The sequence below is a fragment of the Natronomonas moolapensis 8.8.11 genome (genome assembly GCF_000591055.1).
Classification (GTDB): Archaea; Halobacteriota; Halobacteria; order Halobacteriales; family Haloarculaceae; genus Natronomonas; species Natronomonas moolapensis.
The window spans coordinates 2,416,073-2,437,215 of the sequence record NC_020388.1; the positions used below are offsets into that span (position 1 = coordinate 2,416,073).

Annotated in this window: 24 protein-coding genes; 14 read left to right on the forward strand and 10 right to left on the reverse strand. The window is 68.0% G+C overall.

The features are described from left to right. Window positions 1–835: 835 nt before the first annotated feature. Window positions 836–1,003, reverse strand: coding sequence for a hypothetical protein (locus tag NMLP_RS15650; RefSeq protein ID WP_173400751.1), 168 nt, complete (start codon window positions 1,001–1,003; stop codon window positions 836–838). 98 nt (window positions 1,004–1,101) lie between these two features. Further along, entirely contained in the window at window positions 1,102–2,319 is a 1,218-nt protein-coding gene (locus NMLP_RS11660) for an HD domain-containing protein (RefSeq protein ID WP_015410318.1), read from the reverse strand. 227 nt (window positions 2,320–2,546) lie between these two features. Between NMLP_RS11660 and cofD the strand changes: the two genes are divergently transcribed. The 7 genes from cofD to NMLP_RS11695 all read left to right on the forward strand — a co-directional run bounded on the left by cofD (window position 2,547) and on the right by NMLP_RS11695 (window position 8,727). Continuing rightward, window positions 2,547–3,551: a 2-phospho-L-lactate transferase gene (cofD, locus tag NMLP_RS11665; protein WP_015410319.1), complete on the forward strand. Its 1,005-nt coding sequence runs from the start codon at window positions 2,547–2,549 to the stop codon at window positions 3,549–3,551. Further along, entirely contained in the window at window positions 3,551–4,330 is a 780-nt protein-coding gene (locus NMLP_RS11670) for a tRNA-dihydrouridine synthase (protein WP_015410320.1), read from the forward strand. The genes cofD and NMLP_RS11670 overlap by 1 nt, the downstream gene beginning before the upstream one ends. After that, a complete protein-coding gene (locus tag NMLP_RS11675) occupies window positions 4,323–5,156 on the forward strand; it encodes a triphosphoribosyl-dephospho-CoA synthase (protein ID WP_015410321.1) in 834 nt (277 codons plus the stop codon). The genes NMLP_RS11670 and NMLP_RS11675 overlap by 8 nt, the downstream gene beginning before the upstream one ends. 1 nt (window position 5,157) lies before the next feature. After that, the gene (locus NMLP_RS11680; RefSeq protein ID WP_015410322.1) at window positions 5,158–5,769 is read left to right on the forward strand and encodes a DUF447 domain-containing protein; all 612 of its coding nucleotides are present in this window, start codon (window positions 5,158–5,160) and stop codon (window positions 5,767–5,769) included. A 172-nt stretch (window positions 5,770–5,941) separates the two neighbouring features. Next, on the forward strand, window positions 5,942–6,967 hold the full coding sequence (locus NMLP_RS11685) for a metal ABC transporter substrate-binding protein (protein WP_015410323.1): 1,026 nt from the start codon (window positions 5,942–5,944) through the stop codon (window positions 6,965–6,967). Window positions 6,968–7,006: 39 nt separating this feature from the next. After that, window positions 7,007–7,750, forward strand: coding sequence for a metal ABC transporter ATP-binding protein (locus tag NMLP_RS11690; protein WP_015410324.1), 744 nt, complete (start codon window positions 7,007–7,009; stop codon window positions 7,748–7,750). After that, a complete protein-coding gene (locus NMLP_RS11695) occupies window positions 7,747–8,727 on the forward strand; it encodes a metal ABC transporter permease (protein ID WP_015410325.1) in 981 nt (326 codons plus the stop codon). The genes NMLP_RS11690 and NMLP_RS11695 overlap by 4 nt, the downstream gene beginning before the upstream one ends. A gap of 21 nt (window positions 8,728–8,748) precedes the next feature. On the opposite strand, the gene NMLP_RS11700 is transcribed toward NMLP_RS11695, so the two are convergent. The 8 genes from NMLP_RS11700 to NMLP_RS15655 form a co-directional block, all read right to left on the reverse strand. Further along, window positions 8,749–9,456 (reverse strand): urease accessory protein UreF, encoded by a 708-nt coding sequence (locus NMLP_RS11700; RefSeq protein WP_015410326.1) that lies wholly within the window; start codon window positions 9,454–9,456, stop codon window positions 8,749–8,751. Next, the gene (ureE, locus tag NMLP_RS11705) at window positions 9,449–10,171 is read right to left on the reverse strand and encodes an urease accessory protein UreE (protein ID WP_015410327.1); all 723 of its coding nucleotides are present in this window, start codon (window positions 10,169–10,171) and stop codon (window positions 9,449–9,451) included. Before ureE ends, NMLP_RS11700 begins: the two co-directional genes overlap by 8 nt. After that, window positions 10,171–11,070 carry an urease accessory protein UreD gene (locus NMLP_RS11710; protein ID WP_015410328.1) on the reverse strand — a complete coding sequence of 300 codons (900 nt, stop codon included), beginning with the start codon at window positions 11,068–11,070 and terminating at the stop codon, window positions 10,171–10,173. Before NMLP_RS11710 ends, ureE begins: the two co-directional genes overlap by 1 nt. After that, window positions 11,067–11,687, reverse strand: a complete 621-nt coding sequence (ureG, locus tag NMLP_RS11715) for an urease accessory protein UreG (RefSeq protein WP_015410329.1) — start codon at window positions 11,685–11,687, stop codon at window positions 11,067–11,069. Before ureG ends, NMLP_RS11710 begins: the two co-directional genes overlap by 4 nt. Next, window positions 11,688–12,017, reverse strand: coding sequence for an urease subunit gamma (locus NMLP_RS11720; protein WP_015410330.1), 330 nt, complete (start codon window positions 12,015–12,017; stop codon window positions 11,688–11,690). A gap of 21 nt (window positions 12,018–12,038) precedes the next feature. Then, on the reverse strand, window positions 12,039–13,751 hold the full coding sequence (gene ureC, locus NMLP_RS11725; RefSeq protein WP_015410331.1) for an urease subunit alpha: 1,713 nt from the start codon (window positions 13,749–13,751) through the stop codon (window positions 12,039–12,041). Next, window positions 13,748–14,131 (reverse strand): urease subunit beta, encoded by a 384-nt coding sequence (locus tag NMLP_RS11730; RefSeq protein WP_015410332.1) that lies wholly within the window; start codon window positions 14,129–14,131, stop codon window positions 13,748–13,750. The genes ureC and NMLP_RS11730 overlap by 4 nt, the downstream gene beginning before the upstream one ends. A 70-nt stretch (window positions 14,132–14,201) precedes the next feature. Next, window positions 14,202–14,360, reverse strand: a complete 159-nt coding sequence (locus NMLP_RS15655) for a hypothetical protein (RefSeq protein ID WP_015410333.1) — start codon at window positions 14,358–14,360, stop codon at window positions 14,202–14,204. Window positions 14,361–14,876: 516 nt separating this feature from the next. Between NMLP_RS15655 and NMLP_RS11735 the strand changes: the two genes are divergently transcribed. The 7 genes from NMLP_RS11735 (at window position 14,877) to asd (ending at window position 21,129) form a co-directional block, all read left to right on the forward strand. After that, window positions 14,877–16,160 carry an urea ABC transporter substrate-binding protein gene (locus tag NMLP_RS11735; RefSeq protein ID WP_015410334.1) on the forward strand — a complete coding sequence of 428 codons (1,284 nt, stop codon included), beginning with the start codon at window positions 14,877–14,879 and terminating at the stop codon, window positions 16,158–16,160. Between the two features lie 109 nt (window positions 16,161–16,269). Further along, window positions 16,270–17,163 carry an urea ABC transporter, permease protein UrtB gene (urtB, locus tag NMLP_RS11740; RefSeq protein ID WP_049926781.1) on the forward strand — a complete coding sequence of 298 codons (894 nt, stop codon included), beginning with the start codon at window positions 16,270–16,272 and terminating at the stop codon, window positions 17,161–17,163. Continuing rightward, window positions 17,160–18,284, forward strand: a complete 1,125-nt coding sequence (locus NMLP_RS11745; protein ID WP_015410336.1) for an ABC transporter permease subunit — start codon at window positions 17,160–17,162, stop codon at window positions 18,282–18,284. The genes urtB and NMLP_RS11745 overlap by 4 nt, the downstream gene beginning before the upstream one ends. Then, on the forward strand, window positions 18,281–19,054 hold the full coding sequence (locus tag NMLP_RS11750) for an ABC transporter ATP-binding protein (protein WP_015410337.1): 774 nt from the start codon (window positions 18,281–18,283) through the stop codon (window positions 19,052–19,054). Before NMLP_RS11745 ends, NMLP_RS11750 begins: the two co-directional genes overlap by 4 nt. Beyond that, window positions 19,051–19,749: an ABC transporter ATP-binding protein gene (locus NMLP_RS11755; protein ID WP_015410338.1), complete on the forward strand. Its 699-nt coding sequence runs from the start codon at window positions 19,051–19,053 to the stop codon at window positions 19,747–19,749. Before NMLP_RS11750 ends, NMLP_RS11755 begins: the two co-directional genes overlap by 4 nt. 60 nt (window positions 19,750–19,809) lie before the next feature. Beyond that, entirely contained in the window at window positions 19,810–20,001 is a 192-nt protein-coding gene (locus NMLP_RS11760) for a 30S ribosomal protein S17e (RefSeq protein WP_015410339.1), read from the forward strand. Between the two features lie 93 nt (window positions 20,002–20,094). Beyond that, entirely contained in the window at window positions 20,095–21,129 is a 1,035-nt protein-coding gene (asd, locus tag NMLP_RS11765) for an aspartate-semialdehyde dehydrogenase (RefSeq protein WP_015410340.1), read from the forward strand. Window positions 21,130–21,143: the final 14 nt, after the last annotated feature.

The following is a 21,143-nucleotide window of genomic DNA, read 5'->3' on the forward strand; positions in this document are numbered from 1 at the left end:
GTCACAGTAGACGTGACCTCCTCCTCGCCGCAAACGGCGAGGCTACCCACGGTACCGCACCGCTGGGGTGGGATATTTGCTGATTTAGGGCCTGTCGGTATGACGGGCCGATGGCGGGACCACACCGCCGTTACTCTTATCCCGGCAAGGGATTCGGAGTTATCTTGCGATCGAGACACCACAGCGGTTCGAGATGGGTGTCTCGAACGTTCTGGATCTCGGACTCCCGATACTGTGCATTTGAGGGGGCGATGTAACCGCCTCGGAGTACGTTATACTACGCCACGATACCACGTAAATATCCGTATTGCTGTCGATTACGGATGTATCCGAACTGTCGGAGTCACTCCCCGTCCCCAGAACGCGAAGCGTTCTGGTGTGCGAACGAGAGCTTCGCTCTCGTCAACGCCGTAAACGACGGGATCCTCTCCTCGAAAAAAGATAGGCCCGGTCAGATTGTCGGCGGACGGGCAGACACGGATTTATAGAGATACAAGGAGAATACTGGTGGCTTTAGCCACCAGGTGAATCCGACAAAAGTTTACGTATAGACACAGTACGTATAATTGTGCGTGGGGAACTGGCAGTTGACTCGGTGTTTGCCACGGTTTCTAACCGGAATCAAACAGTAAGCCGACCACGCCGACAGTCGTAAAACAATCAGCTATCTCGAAGCCCTTCAGCGGGTACGAGTAACGGCTTCGTGGCAGAGCCACTGGCTGACTGTCCAGCAAACCTGAGACTCCCAACGTTCAGGATTGACCTGCTCGGTCAACACCGGGTGGGAGGCCCGCGACTTTAGGCGCGGGAGGATGTCACGAACGTTGCCGAGAGATCACATCGTGTGGCCGCCGAAATGTCCGGCCGAGTTCGAGAAATCGCCGAGGCTCGCGGCCTTCCGGAGCCTGAAGTGTTCGAACGGGCACTCGAACGTGGGCTCGAAGACCCCGTACTCGCACAGTAGCTCGACGGCGAACTCGGCCGCGAGAAAGCCATCGAACACGTCGGTCGGACGAAAGGCGAGCGAGCGGAACGAAAGGCGAGCAGCCCCGAACGCGGTAGAGTGGCGTAGTCCACGCGGTTGCAGCTTCGCGTTCGGGCTCAGAACTCGTCCAGCGTGGTGTTGACTCCCTTGTGTACGTCGACGACGAGCGCGTCGAGATCGAGTCCGATCGTCGCTTCGGCAGCCCGCCCGACCGCCTCCGTCTCCTCTTCGGGCGCGTAGACGCCGAGCCGCCACTGCTCGTGGCTCGCCCGGCGGAGCGCGGTCACGAGCGTCGATTGGCTCTCTAGGGCCCGGACCTCGCCGTTGACGACGACCCGGCTCGTGGACTCGCTCATCCGGGGGCGATCGGGGACGTCTAAGATGACTGCGTCGGGATCGACGCCCGCCCGGCTCGCGATCTCGCGTTCGTGCTCCCGGAGCACGCCGTGGTCGGCGTCGAGGACGTCGTCCGGGACGTCCCGAAGCTCCGCCCAGATTGCCCGCTTGTACAACGAGCGGGTGTCGAGTCGGCGGGCGAACACCGCCGTCTCAGAGCACTCCCGGAGCGCAACGAGCAGCCCGGCGTCGTCCATCCGTCTGAGCTCGGCCGCGGTCGTCGCCCCGACTTCGAGCAGGCGCTCGCTCGCGCGCCGCAGCATCGCCTTCGAGATGCGCGCGACGTGGTGGTTGTAGACGACGGGATTCATGAGCGAGCGCGCAACGAGCAACGACTCGGCCGTCTGGACGTTGCCCGCCGCGAGCACAAGCCGCCCGTCGAGAAAGCGCAGCTCCCGGACCAGCCGGCCGGCGTCGATCGTCCCGTAGGGGACGCCGGTGTGGTGGGCGTCCCGGACGAGATAGTCCATCCGGTCGACGTCGAGCTCCCCCGAGATCAGCTGTCCGAACTCGCCCCCGCCGGCGATCAACTCCGCGACTGCGTCGGGAGCGATGTCGTGCAGCGTCAGCGCGCGGGCCACGTCCCCCTCCTCGAGGAGGTCCTCGACCTCGTCGTGCATCCGTCCCGTCCGGCGGGCGACGAGTGACTCGACGTTGTGGCTGAATGGGGTGTGGCCGACGTCGTGGAGGATCGCCGCCGCCCGGAGGCGCTCGGCGCGCGCGCCGGCGATCCCGAGCTCCGAGAGCGCCGCGTCGGCGAGGTGATACACCCCAAGCGAGTGCTCGAAGCGCGTGTGGTTCGCGCTCGGGTAGACCAATCCGACGGTTCCGAGCTGTCTGATCCGCCGGAGCCGCTGGAGGGCGGGCGTGTCCAAGAGGTCGGCCGCCACCCCCTCGACGCCGATGTGGTCGTGGACGCTGTCCTTGATCGTGACCATCCGTCCGGTCCTTCGGCGCGATCGGATAAAACCGTCGCGCCCGTCGGGGCGGCCCCGCCGACGCCCCCGGCGTGTTTCCCGTCGCCTCACTGTTGCCCGATGAGCCGCCGCACACCCCTCCGGGCTGCCGCCGACGCCCCCGGCGCGTTTCCCGTCGCCTGAGCCTCGATGCGGCGACCGACGCGCCGGACGGTCAGATACAAACCCGTCGGCCCGAAACCCGTAGTATGGTTACGTTCCTCGCCGGCGGCACGGGAACGCCGAAGCTGCTCTCCGGGTCGGAGGCGGTGTTCGACCCCGCCGACACGCCGGTCGTCTGCAACACCGGTGACGACGTCGAGCTCGGCGGCGTGGTGGTCTGTCCGGACGTCGATACGGTGCTCTTCTCAGAGGGCGGACTGCTCGACCGCGAGACGTGGTGGGGCATCGACGGCGACAGCACCGAGACCCACGAGGCGATCCACGAGGTGGCCGAGGGCGCCGGCCTCGAGTCCGGGCCGCGGTATCTCCCCGAGGCCGCCCAGACCGGGGGGCGCGACATCTCGCGGTTTCGGCGCTTTTCGGGGGTCGCGGAGTTCATGCAGTTGGGCGACTACGACCGGGCGGTCCACGTCACCCGAACCGGCCTGCTGGACGAGGGGTACGGTCTCACATCGGTGACAGCTACCCTCGGCGACGCGCTAGACGTCGAACGCCCCGTGTTGCCGATGAGCGACGACCCCGTCGCGACAATCGTCCACACCCCCGAGGGCGCGATGCACTTCCAGGAGTTTTGGGTCCACCGCCGGGCCGCCCCCGACGTCGACCGCGTCGAGTTCAGGGGTGCGGTCGACGCCGAACCGACCGACGCCGTCCTCGACGCGCTCGACTCGCCGGTCGTCGTCGGTCCGTCGAACCCGATCACGAGCCTCGGGCCGATGCTCGCGATGGACGCCTTCGAGGCGGCCCTGGCGTCGACGCCCGTCGTTGCGGTCTCGCCGTTCGTCGAGAGCGAGGTCTTCTCCGGGCCGGCCGGGACGCTGATGGCGGCCTCGGGGTACGAGCCCTCGACCGCGGGCGTCGCGGCAGCGTATCCCTTCGCCGACGCGTTCGTCCTCGACACCGACGACGGGACGGCGCTCGATCGCCCGGTCGTCAGGACCGACACCGAACTCGGGACGCCGGCGGACGGCGAGCGCGTCTGTCGGGCGGTCCGCGAGGCGCTCGACCGCGCCGGCGCGGGGGGTGCGTGATGTTCGAACCGCGGGTCGCCGCCGCCTCGCTGTCCGGGCAGGCGGACGCCGCGTGGGCGCGGACCGCCGAACCGTGGGTGGGCTGTGCGTTTCTGGGCGGGGTGGCACTCGACGGTCCGACCCGGGAGGCTGCCCGGCGGCTCCGCGACCGCGACCGCAGCGAGTTCCTCCCCGACTCGCCGACCGAGTTCGTCGACGACCAACTCGCAGCGCTTTCCGACGTCGGCCTTCGGCCGGCGTTCAACGTCCGGAGCGCTGCCCCCGGGCCGGTACGCGAGGCCGCCGCGGTCTGTGCCGACCGCGGCGCGATCCTCGAGGTGAACGCCCACTGCCGACAGGCCGAGATGTGCGCCGCGGGCGCGGGCGAGTCGCTGCTCCGGGACGGCGAGCGCCTCCGCGAGCAGGTCGCGGCCGCGGCGTCGGCGGGCGCGACAGTGAGCGTCAAACTCCGGACGGAAGTCGCCGGCGTCGACCTGCCGGCGCTCTCGTCGACGCTCGTCGACGCCGGCGCGGACGTCCTCCACGTCGACGCGATGGACACGGAATCCGTCGTTGCCGACGTCGTCGACGGCACGTCCGGGGCGTTCGTGATCGCCAACAACGGAGTCCGCGACGGCGAGACCGCCGTGGAATACCTCGAGTACGGCGCCGACGCCGTCTCGGTCGGTCGCCCCTCGGACGAGCCGGCGGTCCTCCGGCGGGTCCGCCGCGCCGTCGAGGGGTACTTCGAGCGGTCCGGCGGGGCCGGGCGGGGTGGGGAGGTGACGCCGGATGCGTGACCCCGCCGAGAACGGCCAACTCGCGCTCCTGTTGGAGGTGGCCGGCACGCCGAAGCCGGGCAACGTCGACCGCGAGCGCGACTACGGGGACCTCCGGTTCGAGCACTTCCTCGCCGGCGCGGTCGGCGCGCGCACCGGCCTGCGGGCGGCGGCCGACGGCGCCTCGATCGGCACGGCCTTCGAGTCGTCGATCGAGGGGATGAGCGGCCAGTCGGGCGGCAACACCCAGTTCGGCGCGCTGCTCGTGACGGTGCCGCTGGTCCGGGCCGCCGCCGACGGGCGGCTCACGCCGGACGGCGTGACGGAGACCGTCGAGGCGACGACCGTCGAGGACGCCTGTGCCTTCTACGAGGCGTTCGAGCACGTCGGCGTCGCGGTCGACGACCCCCCCGAGGGACTCGACTCGCTCGACGTCCGGCGTGGGGCGGCGGCGACCGACGCGCTCCGGGAGCGTGGGGCGACGCTGTACGACGTGATGGCGCTCTCGGCGGACCGCGACGGCGTCGCCGCCGAGTGGTGTTCGGGCTTCGAGCGGAGCTTCGAGGCCGCAGGATGGCTCCTCGACGACGAGGGGCCGATCCACCGCCGCGCCTCGCGGGCGTTTCTCCGGCTGTTGGCGGCGGAGCCAGACACCTTCGTCATCACGCGGAACGGCGAGACGGCCGCCGAGGAGGCGACGCGGCGCGCGCGGGCGGTCCTCGACGGCGAGGCCGACGCCGACGCGCTCGCCGAGGAGTTCGTCGCACGCGACATCAACCCCGGCACGACGGCCGACATCACCGCCGGGGCGCTGTTCGTCGCCCTCGAACGCGGACTGGAGGTGTAAGATGAGAGCAAACGACGCGGACGGCAACTCGTCGGACGCGGCGTGGCCCGCCGACCTCCGCGGCGTCACCGAGTCGATCGTGACAACACTCGGGCCGAACGACCGCTGGAACGTCGCCGCGTTGGGGCTCTTCGCCGGCGACCCCGTGACGGCTCGGACCTGGGGCCGGACGCGGACGTGGCGCAACTTCACCGAGCGCGGCGGTGGCTACGTCCAGTTCTCCGCCGACCCGGTCGACTTCGTCGACGCGGCGTGTTCGATCCGTGAGGAAGACGAACCGGTACTCGAAAGCGCCGACGCGTGGGCGAGGATCGGAGTCGAGTCGATCGACCGGGGGAGCGAGGGCGGCACCCAGTGGGTCGACTGGGAGCTGACGCCGGTCGAGTCGGCGCTCGAACGCGAGACCGTCCCGACCACGAACCGCGGCTACTACGCCGTCGTCGAGGCGACCGTCGCCGCCTCGCGGCTCGAGGTCCCCGGTTACGACTCCGATGCCCTCCGCGCCCGGATCGAGTACTTCGGCGACGTCGTCGAGCGCTGCGGCGGCCCCCGCGAGCGCGACGCCTTCGAGCGGTTTCTCGAACACACGGGACTCGACGTCGACCGACCGTAGCGGCCGACCCGCCTTCGACCGTAGCGGCCGACCCGCCTTCGACCGTAGCGGCCGACCCGCCTTCGATCGTGACCCCGAGACCGGGTGGACCGAATCCACGCCCGGATTAGATGACTCTAATATTTTAGTTTTATAGCACAAACTTAATGTACAGTAATGTCTAAAAAGGGGTATGTTACACCGAAACGGGCGCTCACCCCGCGTCTCGCGCCGGGGGTTCCTCGCGGCGGGCGCGGGCGCGGCGGTCGGTTCCGCCGGCTGTCTCGGCGGCGCCGGCGGAGTCGCGGCCCCCGATGGCGGTCCCGTCGCAGTCGCATCGTTTTTTACGTTCTACGATTTCGCGCGGCGGGTCGCCGAGGAGACGCCGATACGGGTCGAGAACCTCGTGCCGACCGGCCTCCACGGCCACGGCTGGGACCCGGATCCCTCGATCACCCGACGGATCGTCGACGCGGACGCCTTCGTCAACGTCGGGCCGGGGTTTCAGCCGTGGGCGGACCGCGCCCTCCGAACCGCCCGCGACGACGGCGCGGGGACGGTCTCGATCGACGTCCGCGAGGGGATCGACCTACTCGACCTCGCCGACACCGTCGGCGACGAGGAGGCGACCGAGGGAGGGAAGGATCCGCACTTCTGGCTCGATCCGGAGCTGGCCAAACAGTCGGTCGACAACGTCGCCGAGGGGCTCGCCGAGCTCGCGCCCGACCACCGGGACGCACTCGAGGACAACGCCGAGAGGGTCGCCTCGGAGCTGGACGACGTCGACGCCGAGTGGGCGGCCCTCTTCGAGAGCGCCGAACGCGACGTCGTCTTCCTCGCGGCGCACAACGCCTTCGAGTACGTCGGCCGGCGGTACGGAGCGACGATTCAGCCGCTCGTGACGAATCTCGCCGCGGAGGGCGACGTCCGGCCGGCGGACGTCCAGCGCGCCCAGGACACCATCGCCGAACACGACATCCGATACATCGGCGCGGCGGTGTTCGAGCCCCGCCGACCCGCCCGACAACTCCGCGAGGCGACGGGCGTCGAGGCGTACTACCCCGTCACGCCGTACGCCGGGATCACCGCACAGTGGGCCGACCGCGGGTGGGGGTACGTCGACATCGCGCGCAACATCAATATGCCGACGTTCGAGGCCGTCCTCGACGCCAGGGAACCGGACGCCGACTTCGACGCCGAGTGGCGGAACTTCGAGTGATCGTACTGTGAGCCACGCAGCTACCGACGCGAGGCTTCTATGAGCCTCGTGGAACTCGACGGCGTCTCCTTCGGCTACACCGCGAGTCCCGTCGTCCGGGACGTCTCACTGGCGGTCGAATCGGGCGAGTACGTCGGCGTCGTCGGCCCGAACGGCTCCGGCAAGAGCACGCTGCTCCGGCTGGTTCTGGGGCTGCACGAGCCGGATTCGGGATCGGCACGGCTCTTCGACAGCCCCGCCGGCGCCTTCGCCGAGCGCGACCGCGTCGGCTACGTCGCCCAGGACGTCACGGAGAACGCGACGAAGATGCCGATCACCGTCGCCGAGGTCGTCCTCATGGGGCGGTTCCCACACGCCGGGTTCGGCCGTATCGGCCCCGAGGACCGGGCGAAAGCCCGGGACGCGCTCGAGACTGTCGGGATCGACCACCTCGCCGACAGACGGATCTCGAAGCTCTCCGGCGGGCAGCGCCAGCGCGCCTACATCGCCCGCGCGCTCGCCGGGGAGGCCGACCTGCTCGTTCTCGACGAGCCGACCGTCGGCGTCGACGCCGAATCGGTCGACGCCTTCTTCGAGTTGCTCGACGGGTTCAACCGCGAGGGGATGACGGTCCTGCTCGTCGAACACGACATCGGGGCGGTACTCGACCACGCCGGGCGCGTGGTCTGTCTGAACCGCGAGGTGTACTTCGACGGCCCGCCCGCCGAGTTCGCCGACAGCGACGCCCTGGAGCGGGCCTACGGAACCACCGTCCGACGCGACGGGGACGTGACCGTCGCATGATCGGGACTCGCCTCGCGCCCGCCGTCGTCGGGCTTCCCTACGACGCGTCGGTGTGGCTGCTCGATCGCTGGAGCGACCTCCTGTTGGCCGTCGCCGACCGGACCGGCCTCGTGATGCTCGAGTACGGCTTCATGCACCGGGCGTTCCTCGTGGGGATGCTCATCGCGGTGATGGCCCCGCTGATCGGCACCTTCCTCGTCCACCGACAACTCGCGTTGATCGGGGACGCGCTGGCCCACACCGCCTTCGCCGGCGTCGCCGTCGGACTGTTCGTCAACGCGACCCTCGGGACGGGAATCTCGCCGTACCTCACGGCCGTCGTCGTCGCCATGATCGCCGCGCTCGCGATCGAGTTGATTTCGGAGGTGACCGACGCCTACAACGACGTCTCGATGGCGATCGTGCTCTCGACGGGCTTCGCGTTGGGGGCGGTACTCATCAGCCTCAACTCCGGCGGCCTCGCCGTCGGCGTCAACCAGTACCTCTTCGGGAACCTCTCGACGGTCACGAACGAGAACACGGTCCTCCTCGTTGGGCTGTTCTCGGTCATCACCCTCGTCGTCGGCGCGACGTACAAACAGCTGCTCTACGTCACCTTCGACGAGACGGCCGCCCGGGTCGCCGGGATCGACGTCCGCTGGTACAACCGGGTCGTCGCGATGCTCACGGCGATGGTCGTCGTCGGCGCGATGCAGATCATGGGCGTGATCCTCGTCGCCGCGATGCTGGTCGTTCCGGTGGCCGGCGCGGCGCAACTCGCCCGGAGCTTCCGGGAGGCGCTGCTCGCGTCGGTCGTCCTGGCCGAACTCGCGGTACTGGTCGGCATCACGCTCTCGTTTTATTACGGGACGACCGCGGGCGGGACCATCGTCCTCGTCGCCGTCGGGATTTATATCGCCGCCGTCCTCGCCGGCAAACTCGGCGCGGACCGCGCCGTCGAGACCGGATCGACCCCCGAAGAGGGGTCGGTCGAGTGACCGTTCTCAAAGACCCCGGCGTCAGCTCATGAACAGCCGCCGATCGGCGCGCTCGTGGGCCATCCCCATCGTCTCCGCCAGCGGCGCGAAGGAGGCGAGCGACTCGATGTCGGCGTCGGCGTAGCGCTCGCAGACCGACTCGACGACGGCGAGCAGCCGACGCAACTGCGCTTGAACGTCGGTGTGGCCGAAGCGTCCGAGCCGCTGGGCCGCCCCGAGCAGCTCCGTCACGAACGAGTACGCGCCGACGAGACACGCCGTCCGTCGGTCGATCCCCGCCGACTCCGCGACGACGCCCAGAGCGACCGGGTAGCTACCGGGAGTCTCGCCGGAGTCGACCGCGTCGGCGTAGGCCGCGAGGACGCAGCCGTCAGGATCGAACAGCGCCGGATCCGTCTCGCCGAGCAACTCGAGCAGCTTGTGTCCGCCCTTGGTTGCGCTCGTTCGGAACTCGGCCGGCAGCGTCGCGGCGTGGAGGCGCTCGTCGGCCTCGAGGACCCCCGCCAGCGAGTCCGTCGCCGCGGCGGCGTGGGCGTTCGCCAGCGCGACCGTGTCGGCCGGGCCGACGATCCGCCGGAGATACCCCTCGATCAGGTCGCCGAGTTCGGCGGCCGCCTCGACGTGCCCCTCGTTGACGTACTGCTCGATCCCGTAAGAGGCGGTGTAGGTCCCGACCGGCAGAAACGAGTCCGCCAGCCGCATCGCGGTGAGGAAAGAGGCGTCACTCATCGGCGTCGTGGTCCTCGTCGCCGTGCTGGGTGGCGTAGTCGTGGTCGTGGTCCGATCCGTCGCCGTGGTCGTGGTTGTGATCCGTCTCGCCTCCGTGGCTGTGATCCGTCTCGCCTCCGTGGCTGTGATCCGTCTCGCCTCCGTGGCTGTGATCCGTCTCGCCTCCGTGGCTGTGATCTGTCTCGCCTCCGTGGGCGTGCTCGTGTTCCCCGCCGGCCGACTCGCCCCCGTCGTCGACGAACAGTTCGGCCTCGACCTCCTCGTAGCGCGTCCGCGCCCCCTCGGGAACGTACGGCCCGAGCACGTCCTCGAGGATCCGCCGCTCGGCGTCGACGGGGACGTAGACCGCCCCGTCCTCGACCGCGACGTCCCAGTGTTGGTTGCCGACCCGGTGGCCGAACTCGGCCGCCGCCGCGAGCGTCGCCGCCGTCGGGGCCGGCAACTCGACGACGAACGCCTCCCGCGTCTCGAAGGCGACGACGGCCGCCGCGTCGTCGTCGACGAACAGCACGTCGCCCGAGCGGAGTTCCCCACCGTGGACGACGATCCCGAGGTCGGTCCCGGCGTCGGTTTCGACCCGGAGGCGGGACTTCTTGCGCTCGCCCGAGTCGATCCGGACGTACTCGAGGGTGTCGGCGTCCTCGTGAGCCGCGATCCGCGCCTCGAGGTCGGGGTCGTCGTGGCGGTTCCCGACGACGCCGTCGATCCGCCGCATCAGTACCTCCTGTCGGCGGGCGCGCCGACGCCGAGAAGTGCCTGTCTGGTCTCGTCCCAGGCGGCCCACAGCGCGTCGACGACGTCCGCGCTTCGGTCCCCGAGAATGCGCACCGAGACGCCCGCGCCGTAAGCCAGCGCCGAGACGCCCGCCTGCGTGTCGGCCATCGGTTCGAGTCGGCCGTGGATCGAATCGGCCATCGCCCCGACCGACGCCGCGGGCGCGAGAACGTATAGCGTGCCGACGACGCCGAACTCGCCGACGGTCGCCGGGTCGCGGGGGTCCCGTTTGGCGGGCCGCAGGTCGACGGCGTCCGAGCAGACGAGTCGGTCATCACACCGCGCGTCGAGGCGGCTGTGGTAGTGATCGAAGCCGAACGGCTCCTGACCGGTTAGACCGTCGGGGACGAGCACGTCGGCAACGACGACCGACGCGGTCGGATCGAGATCGACCGACAGCGTCTGCAGACAGCGCGCGTCCTCGTTGACGATCGTCGGCCCCGGCAGGTACTCGAGGTGGGCCTCGGGACCGGCCCGGAGGGCACAATCGAGGTGGGCGTAGTTCGAGTGCATGCTGTGGACCTTCGTCGCGCTCTGCGTCGTCACGCGCGCGCGAGCTCGGTCTTTCGCGGTGACGTCGAGGCTGTGTCGATCCCCCTGTGCGACGCCGCCGGTCGGCTCCTGGAGACACAGCGTCGTCAGCCCCGGCGCGGGGTCGCTATCGAGGGTGCCGCTCAAGTGATACGGCACCTTCGCGTAATCGCGCAACAGCCTGGTCTCACCGCCCGGTTCCCGCGCGAGCGTTGCCTCGAAGACGCCGTCCTTGCCGGGACCGAAGGCGGGCGCCTGCGGGAGTCGCTCCTCGCCGTAGCGCTCGAAGGCGTCGGGAACGACGCTCATGCGAACAGCACGCCGTCCTCGATGTGTTCGACGACGCCGTCGATCCCCTCCTCGGCCTTGCAGTCGGTGAACTGCGTCGGCCCCTCGCCGCGGACGGCCTCGGCGTCGCGAGCCATCACCTCGAGGTCGGCGTCGACGTGCGGCGCGAGGTCGGTCTTGTTGATCACGAGGAGGTCGGCCTGGGTCACTCCGGGACCGCGCTTTCGGGGGATGTCGTCGCCCTCCGCGACGCTGATCACGAACAGGAAGTAGTCGGCGAGTTCGGGGTTGAACGTCGCCGCGAGATTGTCGCCGCCGCTCTCGAGTAACACCACGTCGAGTTCGGGGTACGACTCGGTGAACTCGTCGACCGCCGCGAGGTTCATCGAGGGATCTTCCCGGATGCCGGTATGGGGACAGGCCCCGGTTTCGACGCCCGCCACCAGATCTGGCGGGATGAGCCCCTCGAAGGACTCTCTGAGCCGGTCGGCGTCCTCCTGTGTCATGATGTCGTTGGCGATGACGCCCACGTCGTAGCCCGCCTCCTCGAGCCGCGGGACGAGTCGCTTGACGAGTGCGGTCTTGCCCGAGCCGACGGGACCGCCCAGCCCGACCGTCGCGACGTCTCTGTGGCTCATCTATTCCTCCAGTTGTTCGGGCGAGTCGGCCCGGATCGGGTCGTGGATCGTCACGAGCTTCGTCCCGTCGGGGAACATCGGCTCGACCTGTACCATCCCGACCATCTCGGGAACGCCGTCCATCACGTCTTCGCGTGTCAGAAGCGTCGTCGCCTCCCTGCGAATCTCGGCGACGGACATCCCCTCGCGGGCGCGCTCGCAGGCCCAATCGGAGATGTACGCCACCGTTTCGGGGTGGTTGAGTTGCACGCCGCGTTCCTTGCGGCGGCGGGCGAGTTCGGCCGCCATGAACACCGTCAGCCGCTCTTTTTCTTTGGGTGAGAGGTTCATATGTATTGATTCCGTGTGTGTTTATAAATGATATCGCTGTGCAAGTGCTATCTCCTCGGCCGGCTCACAGGTCACGTGCTCGCCGTCGATCGATACCTCGAATGTCTGGGCGTCGATGTCGATGTCGTCGGGGCAGTAATCGTTGTGGACCATGTCGGCTTTCCGCACCGACCGCGTCCCCCGGACTGGCCGAACCGGCGCGTCGAGGCCGTACTCGTCGCCGACGCCGCGCTCGTAGGCGGCCTCGCTGACGAACGACACCGACAACGCGTTCTTGGCTTTCCCCGCGGCTCCGGCCCGGGGGCGCATCTCGACGGGCTCGCACGTCATGAGCGAGCCGTTGGCCTCGCCCATCTGGCTGTACACCGGGAAGCCGCCCTTGATGACGTACTTCGGCTTGATGCCGAAGAACTCCGGTTCCCACAGCACGATGTCGGCCATCTTACCGGGCTCGAGCGAGCCGACGTACTCGTCGATCCCCGCGACCGTCGCGGGGTTGATGGTGTACTTGGCAACGTAGCGCTCGATCCGGTGGTTGTCCGCGTCGGTCCCTTCGTCTTCGGGCAGGGGGCCGCGCTGTTTCTTCATCTTATCGGCGGTCTGCCAGGTCCTCGCGATGACCTCCGCCATCCGGCCCATCGCCTGCGAATCGGAGGTCATCATGCTGATCGCGCCCCGGTCGTGGAGGACGTCCTCGGCGGCGAGGGTCTCCGCGCGGATCCTCGACTCGGCGAAAGCGACGTCTTCGGGGACGTCGGGGTTGAGGTGGTGACAGACCATCACCATGTCGAGGTGTTCGTCGAAGGTGTTCTCCGTGTAGGGCATCGAAGGGTTCGTCGACGACGGCAGCATGTGCTCGTGGCCGACCAACTCGAGGACGTCGGGGGCGTGCCCGCCGCCCGCACCCTCGATGTGGAAGGTGTGGATCGCCCGCCCGTCGATGGCGTCGAAAGTCTTCTCGACGAAGCCGGACTCGTTGAGCGTGTCGGTGTGGATACACACCTGGACGTCCGTCTCCTCGGCGACGTCGAGGGCAGTGTCGATCACCGCGGGCGTCGACCCCCAGTCCTCGTGGAGTTTGAGCCCGCACGCGCCCGCCTCGATCTGCTCGTAGAGGGGGTCGGGCTGGCTCGAGTTGCCCTTCCCGTAGAAGCCGACGTTCATCGGCCACTCCTCGGCGGCCTGCAGGAACCGCTTGACGTTCTCGGGACCGGGCGTACAGGTCGTCGCGCCGCCGCCGTAGCCGCCACCGAACATGGTCGTGATGCCGCTCGCGAGGGCGTGCTCGAACAGCCCCGTGCTGTTGAAGTGGACGTGGATGTCGAGCCCGCCCGGTGTGGCGATGAGGCCGTCGGCGGGCACGGCGTCGGTGCTCGCCCCGACGACGAGGTCGTCGTCGACGCCGTCCATCGTGTCGGGGTTGCCGGCCTTGCCGACGCCGGCGATCCGGCCGTTCCGGACGCCGATGTCGCCCTTTTCGATCCCGAGGATCGGGTCGATCACGACGGCGTTCGAGAACACCCAATCGAGCGCGCCTTCGGCCTGCGTGACGCCCGACTGCATCCCCATGCCGTCGCGCATCGTCTTGCCGCCGCCGAAGACCGCCTCGTCGCCGTAGGTGGTGTGGTCGCGTTCGATCTCCGCCAACAGCTCGGTGTCGCCGAGCCGGAGGCGGTCGCCCTCGGTCGCACCGAAGAGGTCCGTGTACTCGCTGCGGGGGAGCTCCCGCGTCATCGCTCGACCCCCCGGTAGCCGGCCTCGGCGGCGCGTTCGAGCGCGCGCTCGCGGACGTCCTCGTCGTCGAGGTCGCCCCCGACGAGCCCGCCCATCCCGTGGACGATCCGGTCGCCGCCGATCGCGACCAACTCGACGTCGCGCTCGCTGCCCGGTTCGAACCGGATCGCGGTCCCCGCGGGGACGTTCAGCCGCATCCCGTAGGCCGCCTCCCGGTCGAACTCGAGTTCGGGGTTGGTCTCGAAGAAGTGAAAGTGCGAGCCGACCTGGACGGGCCGGTCGCCGGTGTTCTCGATGGTCACCGTCGCCGTCTCCCGTCCGGCGTTGATCTCGATCGGATCGTCGGCGGGGAGCAACTCGCCGGGGACACGGTCGCTCACAGCGAGTCACCTCCGGGGGGTCCGGCCCGCCCGCCGTCTTCGGCAGTATTTACGTGCATACCGTGTCGTCTCACTCCGCCGAGTCGGTCGTGAGGGTGCGGACGAACGCGCGAACGCGATCGCCGTACGTGGCGAGCCCGAGCCCTGCGAGGAAGGTGAGGAGGCTCGAGAGAACGACGAGCGTGAGGTTGGGGTGCTCCGCGCCGGTGTGCAGCGGTAATTCCAGCATATCATGTCCAACGAGCGGGGGGTTACATAAGTTGTCCCTTCGCGCGAATCTTTCCTAGATACCGGTCGATAGCACGGTCCGAGTGGACGCACGTAAAAAACACGCCGGCTCGCGTCGGAGGTGGGCCGGAACGTTCTCCTCCGGTTTCTCACCGGCGGCGGCGTTTCGACCGTTCGACGACGGGTCACCCGGCGTTTGCGAACTACAGACGCCGCGGCGACGGAGACCTGCCGGACTCCGGCGACCAGCCAGTGCGTATGCGTACGACAGGACGCGCCACTGACTACGAACTATCAAACGAGCGTACGAAATATAAGGACATTCATTGACACCCAAGTGTATGTGGTCGTATGATTTCTCCAACCATATTGGGTAGTGTTTGCCGACAATATTTATATACTGGTGGCGTTTGACCACTTAACGTGAAAATGTCTGGATGTACGGACATATTTACGGAGGACCAGTGCCAGAATATAGACGTAGACGCTCGCCGAGTCGGCGCCGGAGGCGTTCGTCATGCGTGAGCGCGTCTCCCGTCGGAGCCTGCTCGCCTCGGGGGCGGCCGGCATCGGGGCCGCCCTCGCGGGCTGTTCGGGCAACGGGGGCGGCAACGGCAACGGTAACGGCGGGAGTGGCGGTCCCACGGTCGGCATCCTCGAGGACCGCTCGGGGAACTTCCAGCTCAACGGGACTTCGAAGTGGCAGGCGACGCGACTCGCCATAGAGGAGATCAACGAGGACGGCGGCCTGCTCGGCGAGGAGATCGAGATCGTCGATCCCGACCCACAGTCCGACAACTCCCGCTACCAGGAGCTCACGGAGCGGCTGATCCTGCAGGACCAGGTGGACGCGCTGTGGGCCGGTTACTCCTCGGCGACCCGGGAGGCGATCCGACCGATCATCAACGAGAACGAACAGCTGTACTTCTACACCACCCAGTACGAGGGCGGCGTCTGCGACAACACGATCTTCCCGGTCGGGGCGACTGCCCGCCAGCAACTCGGGATCGTGACGCCGTACCTGGCCGAGGAGTTCGGCGACGACATCTACATCATCGCCGCCGACTACAACTTCGGCCAGCTTTCGGGCGATTGGGTCAACGTCCTCGCACAGGAGAACGGCTACAACATCGTCGGCGAGGAGTACATTCCGCTCGACGAGACCGACTTCTCGTCGGTCATCAACCGGATTCAAAACGAGGACCCGGACTTCATCATGTCGATGCTCGTGGGCGCGAACCACGAGAACTTCTACGACCAGCGGGCGACGAACAACATGGAGGACATCCCGATCGGGACGTCGACGACCCTGGCGCAGGGCCACGAGCACATCCGCTACGATCCCCCCGCGCTCACGAACGTCTACGCCGGCGTCAGCTACATGGAGGAGCTCGGCGACCTCCGGGAGGGCGAGAACTTCGTCGAGGACTTCTACGACCGATGGCCCGACGCGAACTACCTCAACCAGGAGGCCCAGAACAACTACTTCTCGGTGTACCTGTGGGCCGAGGCCGTCGAGGAGGCCGGCACGTTCGACCAACAGGAGGTCATCAGCGTCCTCGAGGAGGGCCGCGATATCAGCGCGCCCTCGGGCGAACTCACCCTCGACGGGGCGACCCACCACATGGAACACGAGATGCGCGTCGGGGTCTGCGACGAGAACCACGAGATCTCCTTCACCAACAACGAGCGAATCGGCCCGAGCTTCCTCCGCAGCGAGGTCGAGGGCGGCGACGGCTGCGACCTCCGCGAGGAGGACAAGACAACCCAGTACGTCCCGGGCGACGTCTACGACTTGTAGGAGCAACGATGACACGACACACGCGGCTGCCACGACCGGACGGGGGTGACGACGCGCCGTGATCGACGCGACCGCCGCCGTGGTGTCGTCGGCCCACAGCGTCGCCCCGCTGACCGCCTCGAGCGCCGTTGCGCTGTTCTTCCAGTTCCTGAACAGCTTCGGCTTCATCGTCCTCGCGACGGTGGGCCTCGCCATCATTTTCGGGATGATGGGCGTGATCAACCTCGCCCACGGCGAGTTCATCCTGATCGGCGTCTACGGGACCGCGCTGCCGTACCACGCCGGCGTCCCGCTGCCGGCCGCGATGGTCGCCGGCGTCCTCGTCACTACGGTGTTCGGCGTCCTGATCGAGCGGACGGTCGTCAGACACCTCTACGATCGACTGCTCGACTCGATGGTGGCGACGTGGGGGCTAGCGTTGGTCATCGCACAACTGCTGTTGATCGTCTTCGGATCCAGCCTCGACAGCATCTCCACGCCGATGGGGGCCGTCTCGTACGGGCCCTTTTCGTCGTCGATCTACCGGAGCGTCTTCCTGCCGGCGGTGGCGCTTTTGGTCCTCGCCGGCCTCTACGCGCTGTTCACCCGGACCGAGTTCGGGATCAAGGCGCGGGCCACCATCGAGGACCCCGAGACCGCCCGCGCGATGGGCATCGACACCGACCGGATGTACGTGGCCACGTTCGCCATCGGCTCCGCGCTCGCGGGACTGACGGGCGCGCTGTACGCGCCGGCGCTCGGGTCGATCACCCCGAACCGCGGCGGGACGTTCCTCGTCGAGGCGTTCGTCGCCGTCGTCGTCGGCGGGCCCTCTGTCATCGTCGGCACGCTGTCGGCCGCCGGCATCCTCAGCGTGTTCAATGCGACGGGGAGTTTCCTCTTCGGGACGTTCATCGGCCAGATGCTGCTGTTGCTCGTCGCCATCGTCGCGTTGCGCGTCCTCCCCGACGGGATCACGGGCTACGTCGAAAGCTGGCGGCAACGCCGGAGGGCGGGCGAATGAGCGAGCGCATCGACGCCGACTCGGGGTCGCTGCTCGACCGGATCCGGAGCGTCTTCGAGGGGCCGAACACCGTCGGCAACTCGATCCCGTTCTGGGTCGGCCTCCTCGTCGCCGTCGGGGCGCTGGCCGCGTACCCGCAGTTCGTCGGCGTCTACACCGTGATCCAGAGTTCGCGCTACTTCGCGCTCGCCTTTCTCGCGTTGAGCCTCTGTTTCATCTGGGGCTACGCGGGCGTGTTGAGCTTCGGGCAGGTCGCGTTCTTCGGGATCGCGGCCTACGCCTTCGGGATCATCGGCCTCAACTTCGGCTCGGCGACCGGCGTCATGGCCGGGCTCGTCGGCGCCGTCCTCGTCGGCACCGCCGCAGCGGCCGTCGTCGGCTACTTCATGTTCTACGGCGGGGTTCGCGACACCTACGTCACGATCATGACGCTGGTCATCGCGTTGGTGTTGAACACCTTCATGGCCCAGACGGCCGGCAGCGAGTGGGCCGTCGGCGAGGCCCAACTCGGCGGCTTCAACGGCATGGACATCCCGAGCCTCACGTTCGGGATCGGACAGAGCGGCCTTGTGCTCGAACGGGTGGCCTTCTATTATGCCCTGCTCGGTACGCTCGTCGTGACCTATCTGGGGCTCCGGGCGCTCGTCAACAGCGAGTTCGGCATGACGATGGTCGCCGTCCGCGAGGACGAGGCCCGGACTGCGACCTTCGGCTACGACGTCCCGTTCGTGAAGCTGGTCGTGTTCACGATCGGCGGCGCGTTGGCCGCGGTCGGCGGCGTCTTCTACGCCAGTTGGGGCAACTACATCGACCCGAGCGTCTTCGGGATCGCCTTCGCCGCCCTGCCGGTCGTGTGGGTCAGCGTCGGCGGCCGCGAGTCGCTTCTCGGCGCGATCGGCGCGACGTTCGCCATCGAGCGCATGCGGACGGGGCTCTCTAGCGGGATCGGCCCCGTCGGCTCCGAGTGGGCGCTCGTGATCGTCGGCGGACTCCTGTTGGGCGTGATCCTGTTCATGCCCGCCGGCGTCGTCCCGACGCTCGAGAAACTCAAAGACCGGGCGCTCGCCCGGGGGCGCAAGCAGTCCGGCTCGACGACCACGACGGAGGAACCCGTAGAATGAGCACGCCACAGGACATCAACGTCAAACAACAGCCCGCCGTCGCCGCGACCGGCGGGGGCACCGACACGCTACTCGCGACCGAACAGCTCACGAAGAACTTCGGCGGGCTCACCGCGGTCGACAGCGTCGACTTCTCGATCGACGAGGGGGAGATCCGGTGTCTCATCGGTCCCAACGGCGCGGGCAAGAGCACGCTGCTCGAGTTGATCACCGGCCAGCTCTCGCCGAGCGAGGGGTCGATCTACTTCGACGGCCACGAGCTCACTGGCCTGCCGCCCCACGAGCGGATCGACACCGGGATCAGCGTCAAGTTCCAGTCGCCGCACGTCTACGAAAACCTCACAGTCGAGCAGAACCTCCAGGTACCGCTGCAGCGGACCGACCGAGACGCCGACGGCGTCATGGCCGAGACGCTGGATCGGATTTCGCTGGCGGAGAAGGCCACCACGGGGGCCAGCGAGCTCTCGCACGGCGAGAAACAGCGTCTCGAGATCGGCATGGCAGTGACGCTCGATCCGACGCTCATGTTGCTCGACGAGCCGGTCGCCGGCATGTCCGTCGACGAGACGGCCGACGTCGCCGAGCTGATCGGATCGCTCCACGACGACGGCATGACGTTTCTGGTCGTCGAGCACGACATGGAGTTCGTCCGCCGGATCTCCGAGCGGGTCACCGTATTGAATCAGGGGTCGATCTTCAGACAGGGCCCGATCGAGGAGATCGAGACCGACGAGGACGTCCGCCGGATCTACCTGGGTGAGAACGCGTGAGCCTCGAGATTGAGGGGCTCAACGCCGGTTACGACGGGACGCCGATACTCAGAGATGTCGATTTCACTGTCGGGGATGGCGAGATCGTCGGGATCGTCGGCCGCAACGGTGTCGGGAAGACGACGCTGTTGAAGTCGATCATGGGGCTGCTCGAGCCCGAAAGCGGCGTCGTGCGGTTCGGCGGGGAGGACCTGACCGACGAACCGGCCGACGTCCGCGCCCGACGCGGCATCGGCTACGTCCCCCAGGGCCGGGACGTTTTCCCCGGGCTGACCGTCGAGCAGAACCTCACGATCGGCGAGGGGATCGGCGACGGCGGGGCGACGCGCTACGAGCAGGTGTACGACTACTTCCCGATCCTAGAGGAGCGCGCCGACCAGGACGCCGGCACGATGAGCGGCGGCCAACAACAGATGCTCGCGATCGCGCGCGCGCTAGTCGGCGACCCCGACCTCCTGTTGGTCGACGAGCCCTCGGAGGGTGTCCAGCCCTCGATCGTCCAGTCGATCACCGAGGACCTCGAGGCGATCAACGACTCGTTCGGCACGACGATCCTCTTCGTCGAGCAGAATCTCTCGGTTATCCAAGGCCTCGCCGAGCGGTGCTACGCGATCGACCGCGGGACGATCGTCGACGAGATCACCGGCGACGCGGTCAGCGACCGCGGGCAACTCGAGGAGTACCTCGTGGTCTGAGGCGGGCCGGAAGCCCTTTCGAACCTTTTTTAGGTGCCACAACGGTAGAGAGCGGTACTAATGGCTATCAAACCCGCCTACGTCAAAAAGACCGCGACGCTGCTCATGGAACGGTACCCGAAGGCCTTCGGCGACGACTTCGAGCACAACAAAGAGCTCGTCACCGAGTTGACGAACGTCGAGTCCAAGGGCGTCCGCAACCGGATCGCCGGCTACGTCACCCGCAAGATGGGCGTCCCCCAGAGCGCGTAGGCGGCCGGCTTTTCCGACGATCGTTCGTTTTCCATCCGCGGGAGACAGCCGGCTTCCACAACCGTTTTCCTGCGGCTCGCCGTACGACCGCCAATGTCCACCCGCGTAGGTGTCCTCGGCGCGACCGGCGCCGTCGGACAGCGACTTATCCAACTGCTTGCACCGCACCCGGACTTCGAGATCGCCGCGCTCACCGCCTCCGGGGCGAGCGCTGGCCGAACGTACCGCGACGCCGCCAAGTGGCGCGTCGACTCGCCGATCCCCGAGGGCGTCGCCGACGCGACAGTCGTCGAGACCGACCCCGAGGCGGTCCCCGACGACGTCGGGTTGCTCTTCTCGTCGCTGCCTTCGGGCGTCGGCGCGGCGGTCGAACCCGAGTTCGTCGAGGCGGGCTACGTCGTCTCCTCGAACTCCTCGAACGGCCGGATGGACGACGACGTCCCATTGACAATCCCCGAGATCAACGCCGATCACCTCGGATTGATCGAGGTCCAACGCGACGAGCGCGGCTGGGACGGCGCGTTGATCAAGAACCCCAACTGCTCGACGATCACCATGGTGCCGACGCTGGCGGCGCTCGATCGGTTTGGGCTCGATCGGGTCCACGTCTCGACGCTGCAGGCCGTCTCCGGGGCCGGCTACTCCGGAGTCACTTCGATGGAGATCATCGACAACGTCATCCCCCACATCGGCGGCGAGGCCGACAAGATGGAGACCGAATCGCGCAAGCTCCTCGGCTCCTTCGACGGGGCCGAGGTCAGCCTCCACGAGGCCGACGTCTCCGCGTCGTGTAACCGCGTCCCGACACTCGATGGCCACCTCGAGAACGTCTGGGCCGACCTCGATGAGGATCCCGCACCCGAGGCCGTCGCCGAGGCCTTCGAGTCGTTCCCCGGAATCGACCTGCACTCCTCGCCGGAACAGCTCATCGAGGTCTTCGAGGAGCCCGATCGCCCCCAGCCCCGCCTCGACCGAAACCTCGGTGGCGGGATGGCCGTCGCCGCGGGCGGGATCGAGACGACGAACCGCGGCGTCCAGTTCAACTGCCTGGCCCACAACACGATGCGCGGGGCGGCCGGCGCGAGCATTCTGAACGGCGAGTTGCTGCTCGAAGAGGGCTACTTCTAAGCCCCGGCGCGCCG